General features: G+C 46.0%; 13 protein-coding genes. 7 read left to right on the forward strand and 6 right to left on the reverse strand.

Going from position 1 to position 14,382, the window contains the following annotated elements; all coding sequences use genetic code 11:
- Nucleotides 1–109: 109 nt before the first annotated feature.
- Entirely contained in the window at nucleotides 110–1,543 is a 1,434-nt protein-coding gene (locus IEX62_RS14415) for a glycoside hydrolase family 1 protein (RefSeq protein WP_188776240.1), read from the reverse strand.
- A gap of 213 nt (nucleotides 1,544–1,756) precedes the next feature.
- Here IEX62_RS14415 and IEX62_RS14420 point away from each other — a divergent pair, with 213 nt between their 5' ends.
- Both IEX62_RS14420 and IEX62_RS14425 read left to right on the forward strand, forming a co-directional pair.
- Entirely contained in the window at nucleotides 1,757–2,725 is a 969-nt protein-coding gene (locus tag IEX62_RS14420) for a LacI family DNA-binding transcriptional regulator (protein WP_188776241.1), read from the forward strand.
- A 226-nt stretch (nucleotides 2,726–2,951) separates the two neighbouring features.
- Entirely contained in the window at nucleotides 2,952–3,260 is a 309-nt protein-coding gene (locus IEX62_RS14425; protein ID WP_188776242.1) for a hypothetical protein, read from the forward strand.
- A 457-nt stretch (nucleotides 3,261–3,717) separates the two neighbouring features.
- On the opposite strand, the gene IEX62_RS14430 is transcribed toward IEX62_RS14425, so the two are convergent.
- The 4 genes from IEX62_RS14430 to IEX62_RS14445 all read right to left on the reverse strand — a co-directional run bounded on the left by IEX62_RS14430 (nucleotide 3,718) and on the right by IEX62_RS14445 (nucleotide 7,732).
- Entirely contained in the window at nucleotides 3,718–4,476 is a 759-nt protein-coding gene (locus IEX62_RS14430) for an SDR family NAD(P)-dependent oxidoreductase (protein ID WP_188776243.1), read from the reverse strand.
- Nucleotides 4,477–5,219: 743 nt separating this feature from the next.
- Entirely contained in the window at nucleotides 5,220–5,597 is a 378-nt protein-coding gene (locus IEX62_RS14435) for a PilZ domain-containing protein (protein WP_188776244.1), read from the reverse strand.
- A 338-nt stretch (nucleotides 5,598–5,935) separates the two neighbouring features.
- Entirely contained in the window at nucleotides 5,936–7,087 is a 1,152-nt protein-coding gene (locus IEX62_RS14440) for a glycosyltransferase family 4 protein (protein ID WP_188776245.1), read from the reverse strand.
- A 15-nt stretch (nucleotides 7,088–7,102) separates the two neighbouring features.
- A complete protein-coding gene (locus tag IEX62_RS14445; protein ID WP_188776246.1) occupies nucleotides 7,103–7,732 on the reverse strand; it encodes a YfbR-like 5'-deoxynucleotidase in 630 nt (209 codons plus the stop codon).
- A gap of 170 nt (nucleotides 7,733–7,902) precedes the next feature.
- Between IEX62_RS14445 and IEX62_RS14450 the strand changes: the two genes are divergently transcribed.
- The 5 genes from IEX62_RS14450 to IEX62_RS24020 all read left to right on the forward strand — a co-directional run bounded on the left by IEX62_RS14450 (nucleotide 7,903) and on the right by IEX62_RS24020 (nucleotide 12,308).
- On the forward strand, nucleotides 7,903–8,700 hold the full coding sequence (locus tag IEX62_RS14450) for a hypothetical protein (RefSeq protein WP_188776247.1): 798 nt from the start codon (nucleotides 7,903–7,905) through the stop codon (nucleotides 8,698–8,700).
- Between the two features lie 43 nt (nucleotides 8,701–8,743).
- Nucleotides 8,744–9,544 (forward strand): hypothetical protein, encoded by an 801-nt coding sequence (locus tag IEX62_RS14455; protein ID WP_188776248.1) that lies wholly within the window; start codon nucleotides 8,744–8,746, stop codon nucleotides 9,542–9,544.
- A complete protein-coding gene (locus IEX62_RS14460; protein ID WP_188776249.1) occupies nucleotides 9,541–10,320 on the forward strand; it encodes a hypothetical protein in 780 nt (259 codons plus the stop codon). The genes IEX62_RS14455 and IEX62_RS14460 overlap by 4 nt, the downstream gene beginning before the upstream one ends.
- Before the next feature lie 69 nt (nucleotides 10,321–10,389).
- Nucleotides 10,390–10,929 (forward strand): SMI1/KNR4 family protein, encoded by a 540-nt coding sequence (locus IEX62_RS14465; protein WP_188776250.1) that lies wholly within the window; start codon nucleotides 10,390–10,392, stop codon nucleotides 10,927–10,929.
- A gap of 179 nt (nucleotides 10,930–11,108) precedes the next feature.
- Complete coding sequence (locus tag IEX62_RS24020) at nucleotides 11,109–12,308, forward strand: DUF2625 family protein (protein WP_308422647.1); 1,200 nt, start codon at nucleotides 11,109–11,111, stop codon at nucleotides 12,306–12,308.
- 422 nt (nucleotides 12,309–12,730) lie between these two features.
- Here IEX62_RS24020 and IEX62_RS14480 read toward each other — a convergent pair whose 3' ends face one another.
- The gene (locus IEX62_RS14480; protein ID WP_188776251.1) at nucleotides 12,731–13,783 is read right to left on the reverse strand and encodes a 2,3-butanediol dehydrogenase; all 1,053 of its coding nucleotides are present in this window, start codon (nucleotides 13,781–13,783) and stop codon (nucleotides 12,731–12,733) included.
- Nucleotides 13,784–14,382 lie beyond the last annotated feature (599 nt).

The following is a 14,382-nucleotide window of genomic DNA, read 5'->3' on the forward strand; positions in this document are numbered from 1 at the left end:
TCGCTAGGATGGATCATTTGTATGGATAATCGGTAGCTCTGATTAACTGCAATCACAATGCACCCATGCTAATTAGCTTCCGATCATATCATAGTATTAGCACATCGTATTAACGCTTCAGGCTACGACCGTTGGTGCTGATCACTTCTTTATACCAGTGGAATGACTTTTTGCGATAACGCTCCAGTGTGCCTGATCCGTCATCATGACGGTCAACGTAGATGTAGCCGTAGCGCTTTTTCAGCTGGGCAGAGGACGCACTGACAACGTCGATACAGCCCCAAGATGTAAAGCCCATCACTTCAACGCCATCTTCTACCGCTTCAGCAACCTGCACCAGATGGTCGTTCAAATATTGGATACGATAATCGTCTTCGACTGTTTTCTCGCCATCCGGGCCGGTTACCAGCTCATCGACGGCACCCAGTCCATTTTCAACGATAAAGAGCGGTTTTTGATAGCGATCATAAAACATATTGAGTACATAACGCAGTCCCTGTGGATCGATCTGCCAGCCCCATTCGCTTGCTTGCAGATAAGGGTTAGGCACGCCGCTGAACAGATTGCCCTGTCCTTCTTCTTTTTGGGAAGGATCAGCCGTTTCACAAATGCTGACATAGTAGCTAAATGAGATAAAGTCTACCGTATGCAGCAGCGTTTCCTCGTCGCCAGCTTCCATTTTGATCTCAATACCGTGCTCACGGAAGTAACGCTTCATGTAGCCAGGGTAGCGTCCACGTACATGTACATCGCCGAAGAAATAGTTTTTATGCTCTGCCTGCATGGCCGCAATCACATCATCCGGGTTCGGCGTAAGCGGATAAGTTGGCATACTCAGAATCATACAACCAATCTGTGCATCTGGAATGATCTCGTGACACAGCTTCACTGCTGTTGCACTGGCTACCAGCTCGTGGTGAATCGCTTGATACAGATCCTGCTTGCTCAGTTTATCCTTCGGAGTGTAAATACCGCCGCTCATAAATGGTGCTTCCAAAATCGAGTTGATCTCGTTGAATGTGAGCCAGTATTTTACTTTATCCTTATAGCGACGGAATACCGTTTCCGCGTAGCGTGCATAGAAGCCGATCAGCTTACGATTGACCCAGCCATCGTATTCTTTGGATAGATGCAGTGGTGTCTCATAGTGGGAAAGAGTAACAAGCGGCTGAATACCATATTTCAGACACTCATCAAATAGATCATCGTAGAACTGTAAGCCTTCTTCATTCGGTTCGGTTTCATCCCCTTTTGGGAAAATACGCGACCAGGCGATCGAAGTACGGAACACCTTGAAGCCCATCTCTGCAAACAGCTTCACATCTTCTTTGTAACGATGATAAAAATCAATACCCACCAGCTTCATATTGTCTTCTGTTGGAGTTTCAGTAATCGGCCCCATAACGCCCTTAGGCGCGACATCCTGGGTAGACCAGCCTTTACCATATTGATCAAATGCGCCTTCTGCCTGGTTGGCTGCAATCGCGCCACCCCATAGAAAGCCATCCGGGAAATTCAGTACATTATTGTGAGAGTTACTCATGCTCAGCACTCCATTCATGGTCTGTTTTTTGTGCTACACTAATTAGCAGCACCGCATAAAAAGCGTAATCGTTGTAACGGGTTACATGTCAAGTATCATTTTGCGGTAAAATAAAAATGACCTGTGAAATACGCTGAACATAGATTGTGACACCTCACCAAGTGGACGTATTTCACAATAGGCGTGATAGCAATAATTAAAGGAGATTGAGCAATGTCCAAGTTTGATCAAATTATAAAATTATCAGGCTACTCCAGAGCAACCGTCTCACGCGTCATTAATCATTCTCCTCATGTGAGCGATGAGGCAAGAGAGAAGATTACAGCGATTATGGAGCAGCTTAACTATATTCCGAACCGTAATGCAGTCTCATTATCGACCGGACAAACAAAGCAAATCGGTATGGTAATGGCGAATACAAGCGAGGTCGTGCTAGCATTTTTGGAGCGATTTATTGATATTGCGATGGATTATGGCTTTCAGACGATCATTTATACGACACGTGAGGATAAAGCGAGTGAGCTGCGTGCATTTGAGGATTTACGTAGTAAACGAGTGGATGGGCTGGTCATTATCACCTGTGTGAACGATCCGAAAATGCTAAAAACCTACTGCCAGTATGGACCCATCGTATCGTGGCAACGGATGGGCAATGATGAGATTCCATCAATTGCGATGGATCAGGGGATGGGCTATACGCTTGTGTTAGAGCATCTAGTAGCACGCGGCTATACGCGTATTGCTAATATGTTTGGTCGGTCAGACAGTCTGAATACGCGTAGCCGCCGCGAAGCTTATGAGCGCTTTATGGAAAGTCAGGGACTGCCGATAAGGCAGGATTGGTATCATTATTCGGTATTTACGAGCGCGAATGGAGAGCAGATGGTACACAAGCTTATGGCTGAGGGAGAGCTACCAGAGGCTGTATTATGTGCGAATGATTATGTAGCGATTGGCATGCTGTCAGAAGCGCGACGACAGGGACTACGTGTGCCAGAGCAGCTAGCGATTGTAGGGTTTGACGATAGCGAGCTATCACGCGCGCTGGGCATTACTACGATCCGTAATCCGATTGGCGATCAGGCAGTGCATGCTTTTTATCGATTATGGGAAGTGCTGGGACGTGAGCATATGGAGCCGAAGCGATTGGAATATGAGCTGATTGCTAGAGAGACAACATGATTGGTAGCTGGCAGATTACAGGCTCACATTCCCTCTAATTTTATTATTTTTGAAATTGAATCAAGAAATCTGAAATTTTTGGCATCTTTTTGGGTAAGTAGACATTATAAATAATGCGCTTTTGTCGATATTAATAGTATTCATTGCGGCAATGGTGTGTAAATGTCATGATCCAATATCAGTTTAAGAGACCGAATACGATTTCTTGAAGAGGGCGGGGATGTATGTGAAGCCGATTGCTGTACAGCCATATTACAAAATTGAGCGCAAACTGAATAGCACTGGACAGCAGTATTTAACTGACGAACGTGAGATGGTGCTATATGAGGATCGGCTCATCACCCATCGTCGTGAGTTTCCTCTGATGGACGTTTTCGATATGTCCTATCGCAGACTCGGTGCTGGAGAAGGATTGTTCTACCTGCATACGAGCAAAGGTGTATTTTCATATACAATTCGGCATGATCCAGCACGATTCATTCGCGCATTTCAAGATCATGAGCGTTCGAAGCAACAGGTTAGAGTAAGAGGATAATAAAAGAACAAGACTTTTGTCTGGACTGCTGAAACAAAGGCAGGAGAGCAGAAGTCTTTTTTTGTTGAAATGGTATGGCATATTTCTGCATAATTCAGTTTATGTTTAGGATTAATGCACCTATTTATAAATATAAATCCTCCCTAGCTATAATGATAATCATTTTGCCAGGGAGGATTTGAAGATATTGTTGAGATATCGAGAAATAAAGACATAAAGACATAAAGACATAAAGACATAAATACATGGAGTAAATCAGGACAAATTAGATTGGATCGCAAGGTTTAATCTCATTCTGCATGTTCAGCTATTGCATATTTAGCCTCGTATGATATTCATGTTGAGTAACATGTTTTAGAACCTTTAATATGCAAAATTCCCTACACACTATTCCATTACCCAAGCCCCAATGCTTCGCACAAAATAAATCCATTCGCAATCTACCCGACGATCATTATTACTGCGCCGTAAAGCCTCCATCGATCGGCACAACGACACCATTAATATAGCTTGCACGCTCGCTTAGCAGGAAAGCGACCAGATCAGCGATCTCTTCGGGTTGACCGAGACGGCGCTGAGGAATGGCGGCTTCGACGGCCTGGAAGGTTTCTGGATTGTCCTGACGATATTGCTTCACCATTGGCGTTTCGGTTGTACCGGGAGCGATGGCGTTAATACGGATATTTTGAGCTGCGTATTCGACTGCAATCGTTTTGGTGATACCAATCAAACCATGCTTGGTTGCAGAATACGAGCCCACTGTAGCCTGACCGACCAGACCTGCTGTAGAGGAGGTGTTCACGATCGCACCGCCACCGTTTTGCAGCATAACCTCTAGTACATATTTCAAACCGTACAGACCACCGAGCAAATTAATACCGATCACCTGCTCAATCTGTTCGATCGTATTATCGGCGAATTTGGTACCAGGACCAGAAATTCCGGCGTTATTGAAAAACATATCGATTTTGCCAAATGTAGCTACCGTCTCATCAACATAGCGCTTCACATCCTCAGCCTTGCTCACATCGGCTCGTACAAATAGTGCCTTCACGCCTTTGGCTTCCAGCTGAGCGACTGCGGCAAGTCCTGCTTGTTCCGAAATATCTACGATGGTTGAATTCACTCCAGCCTCAGCTAGCTTGAGCGCTGTCGCTAATCCAAGACCGCTCGCTCCACCGGTAATGATTGCTACTTTGTTTTGAGTTGTATCCATATGTATAGCCTCCTATTCCAATTATCCATCCAATTGAGAAGTCTTCCGTAGCGCATCGAGCATGAATCGTATCCACCGATCTATATGACTCCATTCAGCCTATGCTAAGGTCATACTTACTACGAAATAACGATATGTATATTATGAAAGACATAGCCTTAAAATACAAATAAATATGCAATTACATTAGTTGCACTACTATGCCCCATTATGAGTACATCTCTATAATTTCTATACACTATTTTATAGCAAGTTGTTAGATGAACTGATAGAGGAATGATCTATACAATCGATTAGAAAGGTCTATACAATCAACTGGCAAAATGTACACATATTGACTAGTTTAAAACCCCTTTTTTATCATGGAGGCTTTTTCATAAAGAACGTTCATAAAGAATGTTAGAAAGAATGGACTGCATAATCTAGCCAGTGCAGCTATATACAGAGGAGAAATGGTCACACGAGGCGAACAGAAAGGCGAGAGGGAGAAAATTGTCATACCCTACATGAACACAGCATCCTAAAACAAGCTGTCAAAACAAGCTACATAAGCTACCCAAACAAGCCAATAGACTCATTCACAAAACAACTCATCAAACAGCCAGCCATTGGTTCATTCGTATCATTTCGTGGAATACAGAAGGATAAAGCATAGTGCCGAACGAAGCAGAGGCAGGATGCAGATCCATTGCTTTGACTTGTACATCCTTCCTAATATGAAAGGTGAACGCATACAAGCACATTCAGGTAATAATAATCCGATCCTTACTCGCCAGTAAACGTAGCTCACGCAGAAGCTGATCGCGGCTAAAGGATAATACATCCAGATGCACACCATAGTGGAAACGTCCCGCTTCTTCCCGATGCCATTGCAGCTTGCCTTCCATTTGAAGTGGCTGTTCATGCAAAAGCATGCTGATGCTTACATGGACTTCATTATCTCTGGCTGGAATTTCTACAGGTAGTGAGATGCGACAACCGGAACGACTGAGATCCAGTAACATCGCTTCGATCGGCTTGGATGTGACATGCTGGTTATTCATTTTGAGAATAAATAGATCAAAGGCGACAGGCTGTTTTAATACATATCGAAATGGTGATTTTCTGCGATTGTGTAACATATAGACCCCTCCAATCCGTGTACGAATTGTAATACACTGATATGTTCATTGTGTTTATATTTTGTTATGTATGTAACTTACTATCGACATTTCAGCGAAAGTTGTGAAGTGTTGTTATGTAAATATGCATAAATTTCAATAATTACAGAGGTTACAACACTATATTTACAAAATGACAAAACGGAGTGAATATGCATAAATCCCGCATATCACTCCGCTATTTATCGTTATACTTATCTTCATATTTCATCCATTCTAATCTATTGCGACTCTATCCCTTGTATATTCTATTCAGTCTGAAGGGTATCTACAATCCAGACCCAGGCTCAAGCTCATACTCAGACGGAGTCGCGACTAGTCTTATTGCGTGGCATGGCTTTTTTAGCAGCTTCCTGTAATAACGAATCGTAAAAGGATAGTAGCTGTCGACTTGGCCCATCCCAGCCTAATTGAAGCGCAGACTGTCTAGCCGCTGTGCCAAGCTTATGCCGAAGGGACTCATCGACCAGCTCTAGCATAAGCTCACGAAAGGATTCGGGTATTTTCGGATCATACAGCATTCCTGTTACTCGATGCTGCACCTGTTCCAGTGTAGGGCCACTCTGAGCGGCTACGATCGGCAAGCCTGCTGCCATAGCTTCTAGCAGTACAAGCCCTAACGTTTCTGTTGTCGATGGGAAAATAAAAATATCGCTGGACGCATACGCCTCGGATAACTCTTCACCATGCAAAAATCCAGTAAATATCGTAGCTGTCCCAGCAAAATGTTGCTCTAACGCTGCGCGATGAGGCCCATCGCCTACAATCGCAAGCCGAAAGCGATCCGAGTGCTCCAGCACATTACGAATCCGCTCGATTTGCTTTTCAGCGGCGAGTCGGCCCACATACAGTAACAGCACCTTTTCAGGCTCGCCATCACTTAATTGTTTACGCATCGACTCACTGCGGAAAGCAGGATCAAAGCGCTCGGTATCTACGCCGCGTTGCCATAGCTTGACCCGATGGAATCGCTGGCTGTGCAGCTCCTGCATGACGGTATCCGAGGTACACAGATTCAGCTGTGCCTGATTATGCAGTACACGTAAATACCACCACAGCACTGGCTTCATCCAGCCGACGCGATAATGATCCGCATAATGGGGAATATGCGTATGGTAGGAAGCGACCAGAGGCCATTTTTTCCCAAACAAAATACCGGCAGCACCAAGTATAGCCGGGTTCACAACGTGTACCAGATCAGGCTCAAACTCACGGAGCAATCTGGCAATGCGGGGAAGGGGAAGAGCGAGTTTTTTCGAACGATAGAGGAAGAAGCGATAGGCCGGAATGCCTGCGATCGTAGCTCCTTCAAATTCGTGCAAGTCGGATTCAGGAGCGATAATCAGCACATCATGTCCCTGCTTGCGGAGCCAGCGAATCACAGCGGTCAGGCGTGTGACAATACCGTCTGTTGAGGGAAGAAAGGTTTCGGTGATCATAGCGATTTTCATGCACACGCGCTCCTTTTACTGGGCCAGCGCCTCCTCGGTAATACGTTTAATATCGATAGTAGAGAAGGTGCCCTCGTGAACCATATCCGGCAAAATGTGCTCCAGAAAGTAGTCCACACAGTGCAGCCGAATATTTTTGATTTTGACGATGGCGTTGCGATACATCGCGATAAATTCCTTCTCCGTATTACCGCGCTGGAGCTCAGAAAATGCTTCGTAGACCTGATCCATTTTATCAGCGACTTCAAGAATCAAGCCTTCGGTCGAATCGTCCTTGCCCTCATGTAGCTGATGACGGAAGATCTGCTTGAATTCCTCGGGTATATTTTCTTCAATAAAGTGCTCGATCATGCCCTCTTCCACCTTTTGCAGAAGGGAGCGCAGTTCGAGGGAAGAATGCTTAACCGGAGTTTTAATATCACCGATAAAAATTTCGCCATAGTCATGGCTACTTGTGATCTCATATAGCTTTTTCCAATCGATGGATACGCCGTGCATTTCTTCAATGTCAGCGAGTGTTTTAGCGTACTGAACGACTTTCCATGAATGGGCAGAGACGCTATGCTCCTCGAACTTGAATTTGCCCGGGCAGCGAATGATCCGTTCCAGATCGTCGAGTGAACGGAAGTAGGTATGAATTCCCATAAGACTAACCATCCTTTGATTACAGTGAGTTGTATGAAATAATAACAATATCTGCTTACATGAAGTGGAGAAGATATCATGTCCAGCATAGTGCTTCATTGTTAACGATACATTAAACAGGCGTCAATTCTTGTGTAAACACAAGAAAGCGCTATTTTAGAAGGAGGAATATGATGATCGAGAGCTGGGTGAAGGTGGAAGCATTGCTGGATTCTCTTGAACGTAATAGTATGGCACATACCATTTGCGTCTGGGCGCTGCCGCGATTGGAAGAATTACTGTTGCAGCTAGAGGACATGATCGAGAAGCAGGATTTGAGCGAGGTGAAGGAAGAGAAGACTCCTGATCAGGTGCTAGATGAGCATCCCCAACAATCATTAAATATGACTCTGAATAGACAGGCGATTGGGCAGGTGCGGAAGTTGATTCAGCGACTGGTTATTATGGTTGATGCTACAGAGAAGACAGTGATCCGTTCATTACAAAGGCAATTGCATGAAGATACACGGCAGCTCAGAAAATGGATAGAGCAGCATTGTACGTATACGATCGATCAGCTCCAGCCCTGGCTGATACAAGAGCAGATTGAGGATTTTTACGTGTTGCGTCAGACAGAATGGGGTCGGCTGGTGATCGCAGGTAGCCGAGATTATAGCTATTATCACAATGTAGAGCTGATCTTTCATGAGGTACAGTTTTTAATGCTACCTACTCAGGTGTTCACAGTGGAACGGATACGACTGGCGACAGCAGAAGAGCGAGCAGATCTGAATCGATCCATGCATGGACATGAGCAGATGGGACGTGTATTTTGTTTGGAATCATCATTTGAAGGAACTCGCTATTATGTCGTTGCTCGTCAACTGGAGTACAATACAGATACCGTATATTACTACAACCGTCCAGAGCTTGGACAGGGTGAGCGTATTGCTGAATATTTACTCGATCCGAATAAGCCTGACATGTAGCTTGTAGCATGAAAGGATAAATTATAGTAGCAGGAGGATACATATGGATAAAAAAGCACAACAAATTCTAATCAAGACCTTCTGGCAAAGCAGTGGCTGGAAATCAGGGCCGAAGGTGTTTGCCGGGCCTGATTTTGAATATGCACGTAGTCAGGGTGTGATGTTTGATCCGATTACGATTACATATGATGAGTTGTTAAGTGAGCTACGCACGCTACATGAAGAGATCACATGGGAACAGGTGAGCGAGAAATTTTTACATAGCTTATCTACCCGAAAGGTACATCTACGAAGTGCATTGTCCAGCTGGGTATTGACGCGCCGACTGTTGGCGCATACCGATGGGAGCGAGCGCTGGTCGTTGCCGCTAGCAGCGCAGCATATACCAGAGGTTGAGTGGATGCATCCGCAGCAGCAATATACTACAGAGGATTTGAATGTATTGAATTTTGAACGGATCAAGTGGGGTGGCGTAAGGCTGACCTGGCTGCTGTATTGCTGGCTTGATCTGAAGCTTTTTCATCTGGAACAGCCTGTGCGCTGCACCGAGGAAGATGTGAATATGCTCCAGCATATGCTGATGGAGGCTACATGCTGCGCGCCTGCGGATAGTGCTCGGAAGCTGGAGAAGCGCTGGAAGGATATTTTTCCATCCAATAAAAATGAGCGTGATGTGGTCATGGAAATTCTCGGCTATATTGGTGTGCTAGCAACAACGGATGCGCCGCGCATCGGGCGAGGGCATGATAGTGATCTGGTGTCGATGGCTACGTGGCAGGGACAGGATGGCTATAATGTTGATGCAGTGTCCGCATATTTTGGCAGATGGGGGATAGGAAAATGAATGGAGAATTTCATCAGATGCTACTGGTAACGGCGCTTGGGAATGGCTATTTGATCAGTGGCACCGAGCCGTCCAGTAAGGAGCTGGAGCAGACGAGTACACTGGAAGTGAGCTTTACCGAGGGTGGAGATCAGCCGCACTATAGCTGGCGAGAATGGATTGAACAGCGCCGTACGAATGGCGATCAGCGGTTAATGATGGTGAGCGCGGCGATGGAAGGCTCCGAATGGCAGACAAGCGGCTTTGCGGGAGGCGGTGCACCGAGCGCGATTGCCACACTCGGTACCGATCGTCCATTACTGTGGCGCCCTGACTGGAAGGTGGAGCGCCAACGCTCGCAGTCACGCTGGCGTGTTGTGTATACAGGCTATGAATATACGCCCGCGATGCAGGCAGGGCATGAATTTATTTCGATGAGTGATATGTTTGTAAGGCTCGGCAAGGCGCTCTGGCAGATTGGACAGCTAGCCGAAGAGATTGGGGAAGGCTTCTGGAAGCAGAACTTTTTCGATCCGGCGATTGAAATGCTGGATGATCGTACGCCATCTCGTAAATTTGCGTTTGAGCTGCCGCCTGTATATACGGATGATTCCTGGCGATTGCTCAATGCTATTTATAAAAGCTGGGTGTTCGGCGGTATGGGATCATGGAATGATGTACCTCCTGCCTCTGCACATGACTATGGTAAAGGTGCGGAGTATGATCGCTGCTCTGGTGAATTGTATGCAGCTTTGCTGCAAGGGGCAAGAACAGCGGTGAATTCGGTTATTTTTTAATCGAATAGATCTGGCGGTAGTGCTACGCGAGCGAACAATCACAGATGATAGCCAATAAGGAGAACGGATATGAACTGGGCATCGATATTTGAACGTGTATTTTCAACGAACGAGGGTGCAACTGAGGAGCAATTGCGTCAATGGGCTGGGGATTGGAATAGGGCGCTTAGCGAAGAGGAGATTAAGCTGGTTCATGATCAGCAGCGGAATCCTTTCCCGCTAACCTCTCCATTGTATGAGCAGTATCAACCGCTAGATGCAACACACTGGAGCTTTCCGCAAAAGCCGTTGCCTGACAGCTACCTTGATCTGTTGCGCTGGTCTACTCGTGGAGAATATCAGACGGGGGAGCGGTCATTTCAATTTTTCAGTATAGATGAGCTACGCGAAATGAATTTGGTGTATGAATTTCCACATTATATGCCAGGAGCGCTCTCATTCGCTATGGATGGTGGCGGCTATCATTATGTATTTGATATGCGTCAGGCTCCTGTGAATGGGGAGTATCCCATTTTGCTCGCAGATTCGGGTAATTTGAATTACGAGGATGCCCTGCATGCGGCGGATTCGTTGGTGGAGCTGTGCAGTCATGGTGAGGAATTGGTATAGTTCATTCGCTCCTATTTATCCCCTTTGGTATACTGGGAGGATGAATATCCAGACTTATCCAGCAGGATTCTATGCTATAGATATCGAATCGACATAATCATAGTCCATATAGTCAAACGCGATGCTTCTTTCCCGTATTAGCCAATGCTCATTACATTAACGATAAAGGGGTTAGACTTATGCATTCATTATCCGCAGATCAACTGATTGACCATGAACATCATGCCTGGGATGAATTGATGCAGCTGTTCACAGGCGGCAGACATACATATGTGATTTTACCTGTTGATCGAGAAGAGAGTAGACAGACGCTGGAGCGACTACAGATGAGTACCCGTTCCTATCTGGGCGCGATCGCCTACGAAACGGGTGGTGTACTCGTCGATCATGGCTGGATTAAGCTGCTCGGCTCGGGAGCGCCGGGAATTTACGGTAGCTTGCGTTCGTGGAATGGATTGCATGATCAGCCTGTATTGACGGAAGTGCCGGGTATGCTGACTGTTGCATATGATGCGGCGGGTGGCTTTTTTGCACTGGATACAGGTCGATTTGGTCAGACGGGGCATATTTATTATTTTGCACCGGATACACTGGAATGGGAGTCGACTGAGCTTGCGTATTCTGGCTTTATCAACTGGCTGGCTGTAGGGGATTTGCAGCAGTTTTATGAGACATTTCGCTGGGAAGGCTGGCAGCAGGAGTCGGCTCAGCTGGGTGCTGAGCGTGTATTCTCGTATTATCCGCCGCTATGGACAAAGGAAGGTAGCGGTATAGCAAGCTATAAATCGCCAGTGCCTGTACGTGAGGCGTGGAGCTTCGTATTGGAGCAATTCGAAGATACACAGACCCATACGGTTCAGCCAGCCGATGAGCCCGTTCATGTAGAGCAAGCGCAGCAAAGTCTGGAGCAGCATATCGATCGGATTGAGAAGCATTATGGCATTTGCTTTCCACTGGATTATTTGAATCAGCTTCAAGATGCGGTGAAGCGGGAATATCAGTATGCAGATGCAGAGGGCCATGTCGATTGGAGTATTCATTTTGCGAAGCTGGATGATCGTTTTATTGCGAACAATGAGGCGCTCGTCGATGAGATGAATCCGAATCCACAGCGTATCATTCCATTTGCTTGGAGTGTGAGCAGTGGGAATTATTATTTACTAGATTATCGTCAGCATCCCGAGCAGCCTGCTGTACTGCTGATGGAACATGAGGAAGCGATCGTGCGCGAGGATGCAGAAGCCGAAGCGGAATATCCAGAGCAGGTTCAGGAAATGCTAGAGGGTAATGTACGTCAGATTGCGAACAGCTTTGAGGAGTTTGCGGCGAATCTGAAGGAGCAGGAGCAAACGATGTTACTGGACGATGAAGAGGAATAGAGACACTAAAAGCACTATTCAGCTTGAGCATGCTCAGTAAGCTGGATATAAAAAAAGAAGCCCGCGAAGAATCTCTCGCGGGCTTTTCAGCGCATCGATACAGCCATAGCTATATATCGCGCTGAATGGTACTACTGAGGATGAAGAAACAGATACAGCTTATGCATAATCACACCTGTAACCAGCAGACATTGTAGACGGATGCCTGCTGGAATCATATGTCCATGACAGACTGAATGATAGGGTGTGGATTTGCCATCGTAAGCAGGCTATTCATTCATAACATCATGAATATACCTTAATAGAATACGTAGAGGACATGAGTGCCTTCCATCACTACTCACATCTACTCTCGTTCGTTAGCTCAGATGCACCGAAATAGTCCTTTCCATGCAATCCATATTCCAATCCACAGTGATGTATTACTCGTTTGGCGAAACGAGAATTTTCACCTGATTTTTCTCCTTCAGCAGTGCTTCAAAGCCCTGCTCTACAATGCTGCTCAGTCCGATACGCTTTGTAACGAGCTTCTCAGGAGCAAAGTAGCCCTGACTCATCAGGCTAATAACAGCTGGGAATACATCACGATAACCGATAATACCGGTAATATTGCGCTCCTGCATAACAATGCGGTTCGGATGAATCGGTGCTTCTTTTTCAAAAATGCTGACGATCATAATCTGTCCACTCAGCTTTGTTGATTCGATCGCCTGTGTCAGTACAACCGGTACACCGGTTACCTCAAATGCTACATCGGCTCCACCATCTGTCAGACGATGGATTTCCTTCACTACGTCCACCTCGGCTGGATTCAAGCCAATCGCACCGAGTGATTCTGCTGTGCTGCGACGTTCTTCAGACAGCTCAACTGCATAAATATCCGATGCGCCCGAAGCCTTGAGTGCTTCAATCACAAGCAAGCCGATTGGGCCTGCGCCGAACACAACTGCACGATCACCAACCTTGAACTGGCTTTGACGTACAGCATACAGTGCTACCGCGGAAGGCTCCACAAGTGCGCCCTGTTCAAACGATACGCTATCCGGAATCTGGTGAACCATATGCTCGTCGGCAGTTACATATTCAGAGAAGCCACCGCCACCGCCGGCAAGTCCGAGAAAGCCCATTTTTTCGCACAGATTGTATTTGCCCTGCTTACAGGCTGTACACTGACCGCACGCAAAAATAGGCTCCACTACAACGCGATCGCCAGTCTTGAAACGAGTAACACCCTCGCCAACCTCAACGACCTGTCCGGAAAACTCATGACCCATAACGACAGGAGCTTCTTCACCAGTGAGTGGGTGCTTACCGCCCTGTGGAATGAAAATTGGGCCTGCTGCGTACTCGTGTAGATCACTACCACAAATACCACACCATTGTACCTTGATCTTTACTTTTCCTTTTTGTACATTCGGTTCTTCAATCTGTTCTACACGTAAATCCTTTACACCATGCCATCGTAATGCTTGCATCGAAGTCATCTCCCTATACGGCTATAAATTGAGTTTGCATCTATGGCTGGAGCAGGTTCAGCTACGGCACAGCGGATACGCTCCTCCTTATCTCACAACAAAAAACAGTATGCTCGATAAAGCAGAAGGCTCGACTGCGGCGACTGAAGATGCTTGAACCAGCGGAATAATAAAACAAAACAGGAAACGTTTCCGAAATAAATCATGTCATATTTTTGTGTGGATGTCAAACGGATATCCGGTGTAAAAGCAACACTTCGTATCCTTCGTGTATTTTACTCCATACTGATAAAATCGAAGCTAATATAACCATAGGAGATGGATCGAAGATCGCTGGATAGTGGCAGTATAGGATATTTGGCAGAAGCTAATTATATCTGGTCATTTACCTGATCGTTATTGCTAATCATCTTGCCATGGAGCGAACCGAATCGAATCGAATCGTCAATCGCTAATCACCTAGCAAAAGTAACCAATCAGCAGAAGATCTCCATCTTCTGGTGCAATTAAATTTCCATCGCCAGCATCGTCCCAACCGAACCATTTCTCCATTACCGAACATCTATTCTATGCTATAATGTAAGCAACGTATGAAAATT

Origin of the sequence: Paenibacillus hunanensis (assembly GCF_014645615.1) — a bacterium.
GTDB classification, from domain to species: domain Bacteria; phylum Bacillota; class Bacilli; order Paenibacillales; family Paenibacillaceae; genus Saccharibacillus; species Saccharibacillus hunanensis.

Coding starts and splice junctions, on each gene's coding strand:
- IEX62_RS14415 (WP_188776240.1), bottom strand. CDS start 1,543: ATGAGTAACTCTCACAATAATGTACTGAATTTCCCGGATGGCTTTCTA.
- IEX62_RS14420 (WP_188776241.1), top strand. CDS start 1,757: ATGTCCAAGTTTGATCAAATTATAAAATTATCAGGCTACTCCAGAGCA.
- IEX62_RS14430 (WP_188776243.1), bottom strand. CDS start 4,476: ATGGATACAACTCAAAACAAAGTAGCAATCATTACCGGTGGAGCGAGC.
- IEX62_RS14435 (WP_188776244.1), bottom strand. CDS start 5,597: ATGTTACACAATCGCAGAAAATCACCATTTCGATATGTATTAAAACAG.
- IEX62_RS14440 (WP_188776245.1), bottom strand. CDS start 7,087: ATGAAAATCGCTATGATCACCGAAACCTTTCTTCCCTCAACAGACGGT.
- IEX62_RS14445 (WP_188776246.1), bottom strand. CDS start 7,732: ATGGGAATTCATACCTACTTCCGTTCACTCGACGATCTGGAACGGATC.
- IEX62_RS14450 (WP_188776247.1), top strand. CDS start 7,903: ATGATGATCGAGAGCTGGGTGAAGGTGGAAGCATTGCTGGATTCTCTT.
- IEX62_RS14455 (WP_188776248.1), top strand. CDS start 8,744: ATGGATAAAAAAGCACAACAAATTCTAATCAAGACCTTCTGGCAAAGC.
- IEX62_RS14460 (WP_188776249.1), top strand. CDS start 9,541: ATGAATGGAGAATTTCATCAGATGCTACTGGTAACGGCGCTTGGGAAT.
- IEX62_RS14465 (WP_188776250.1), top strand. CDS start 10,390: ATGAACTGGGCATCGATATTTGAACGTGTATTTTCAACGAACGAGGGT.
- IEX62_RS24020 (WP_308422647.1), top strand. CDS start 11,109: ATGCATTCATTATCCGCAGATCAACTGATTGACCATGAACATCATGCC.
- IEX62_RS14480 (WP_188776251.1), bottom strand. CDS start 13,783: ATGCAAGCATTACGATGGCATGGTGTAAAGGATTTACGTGTAGAACAG.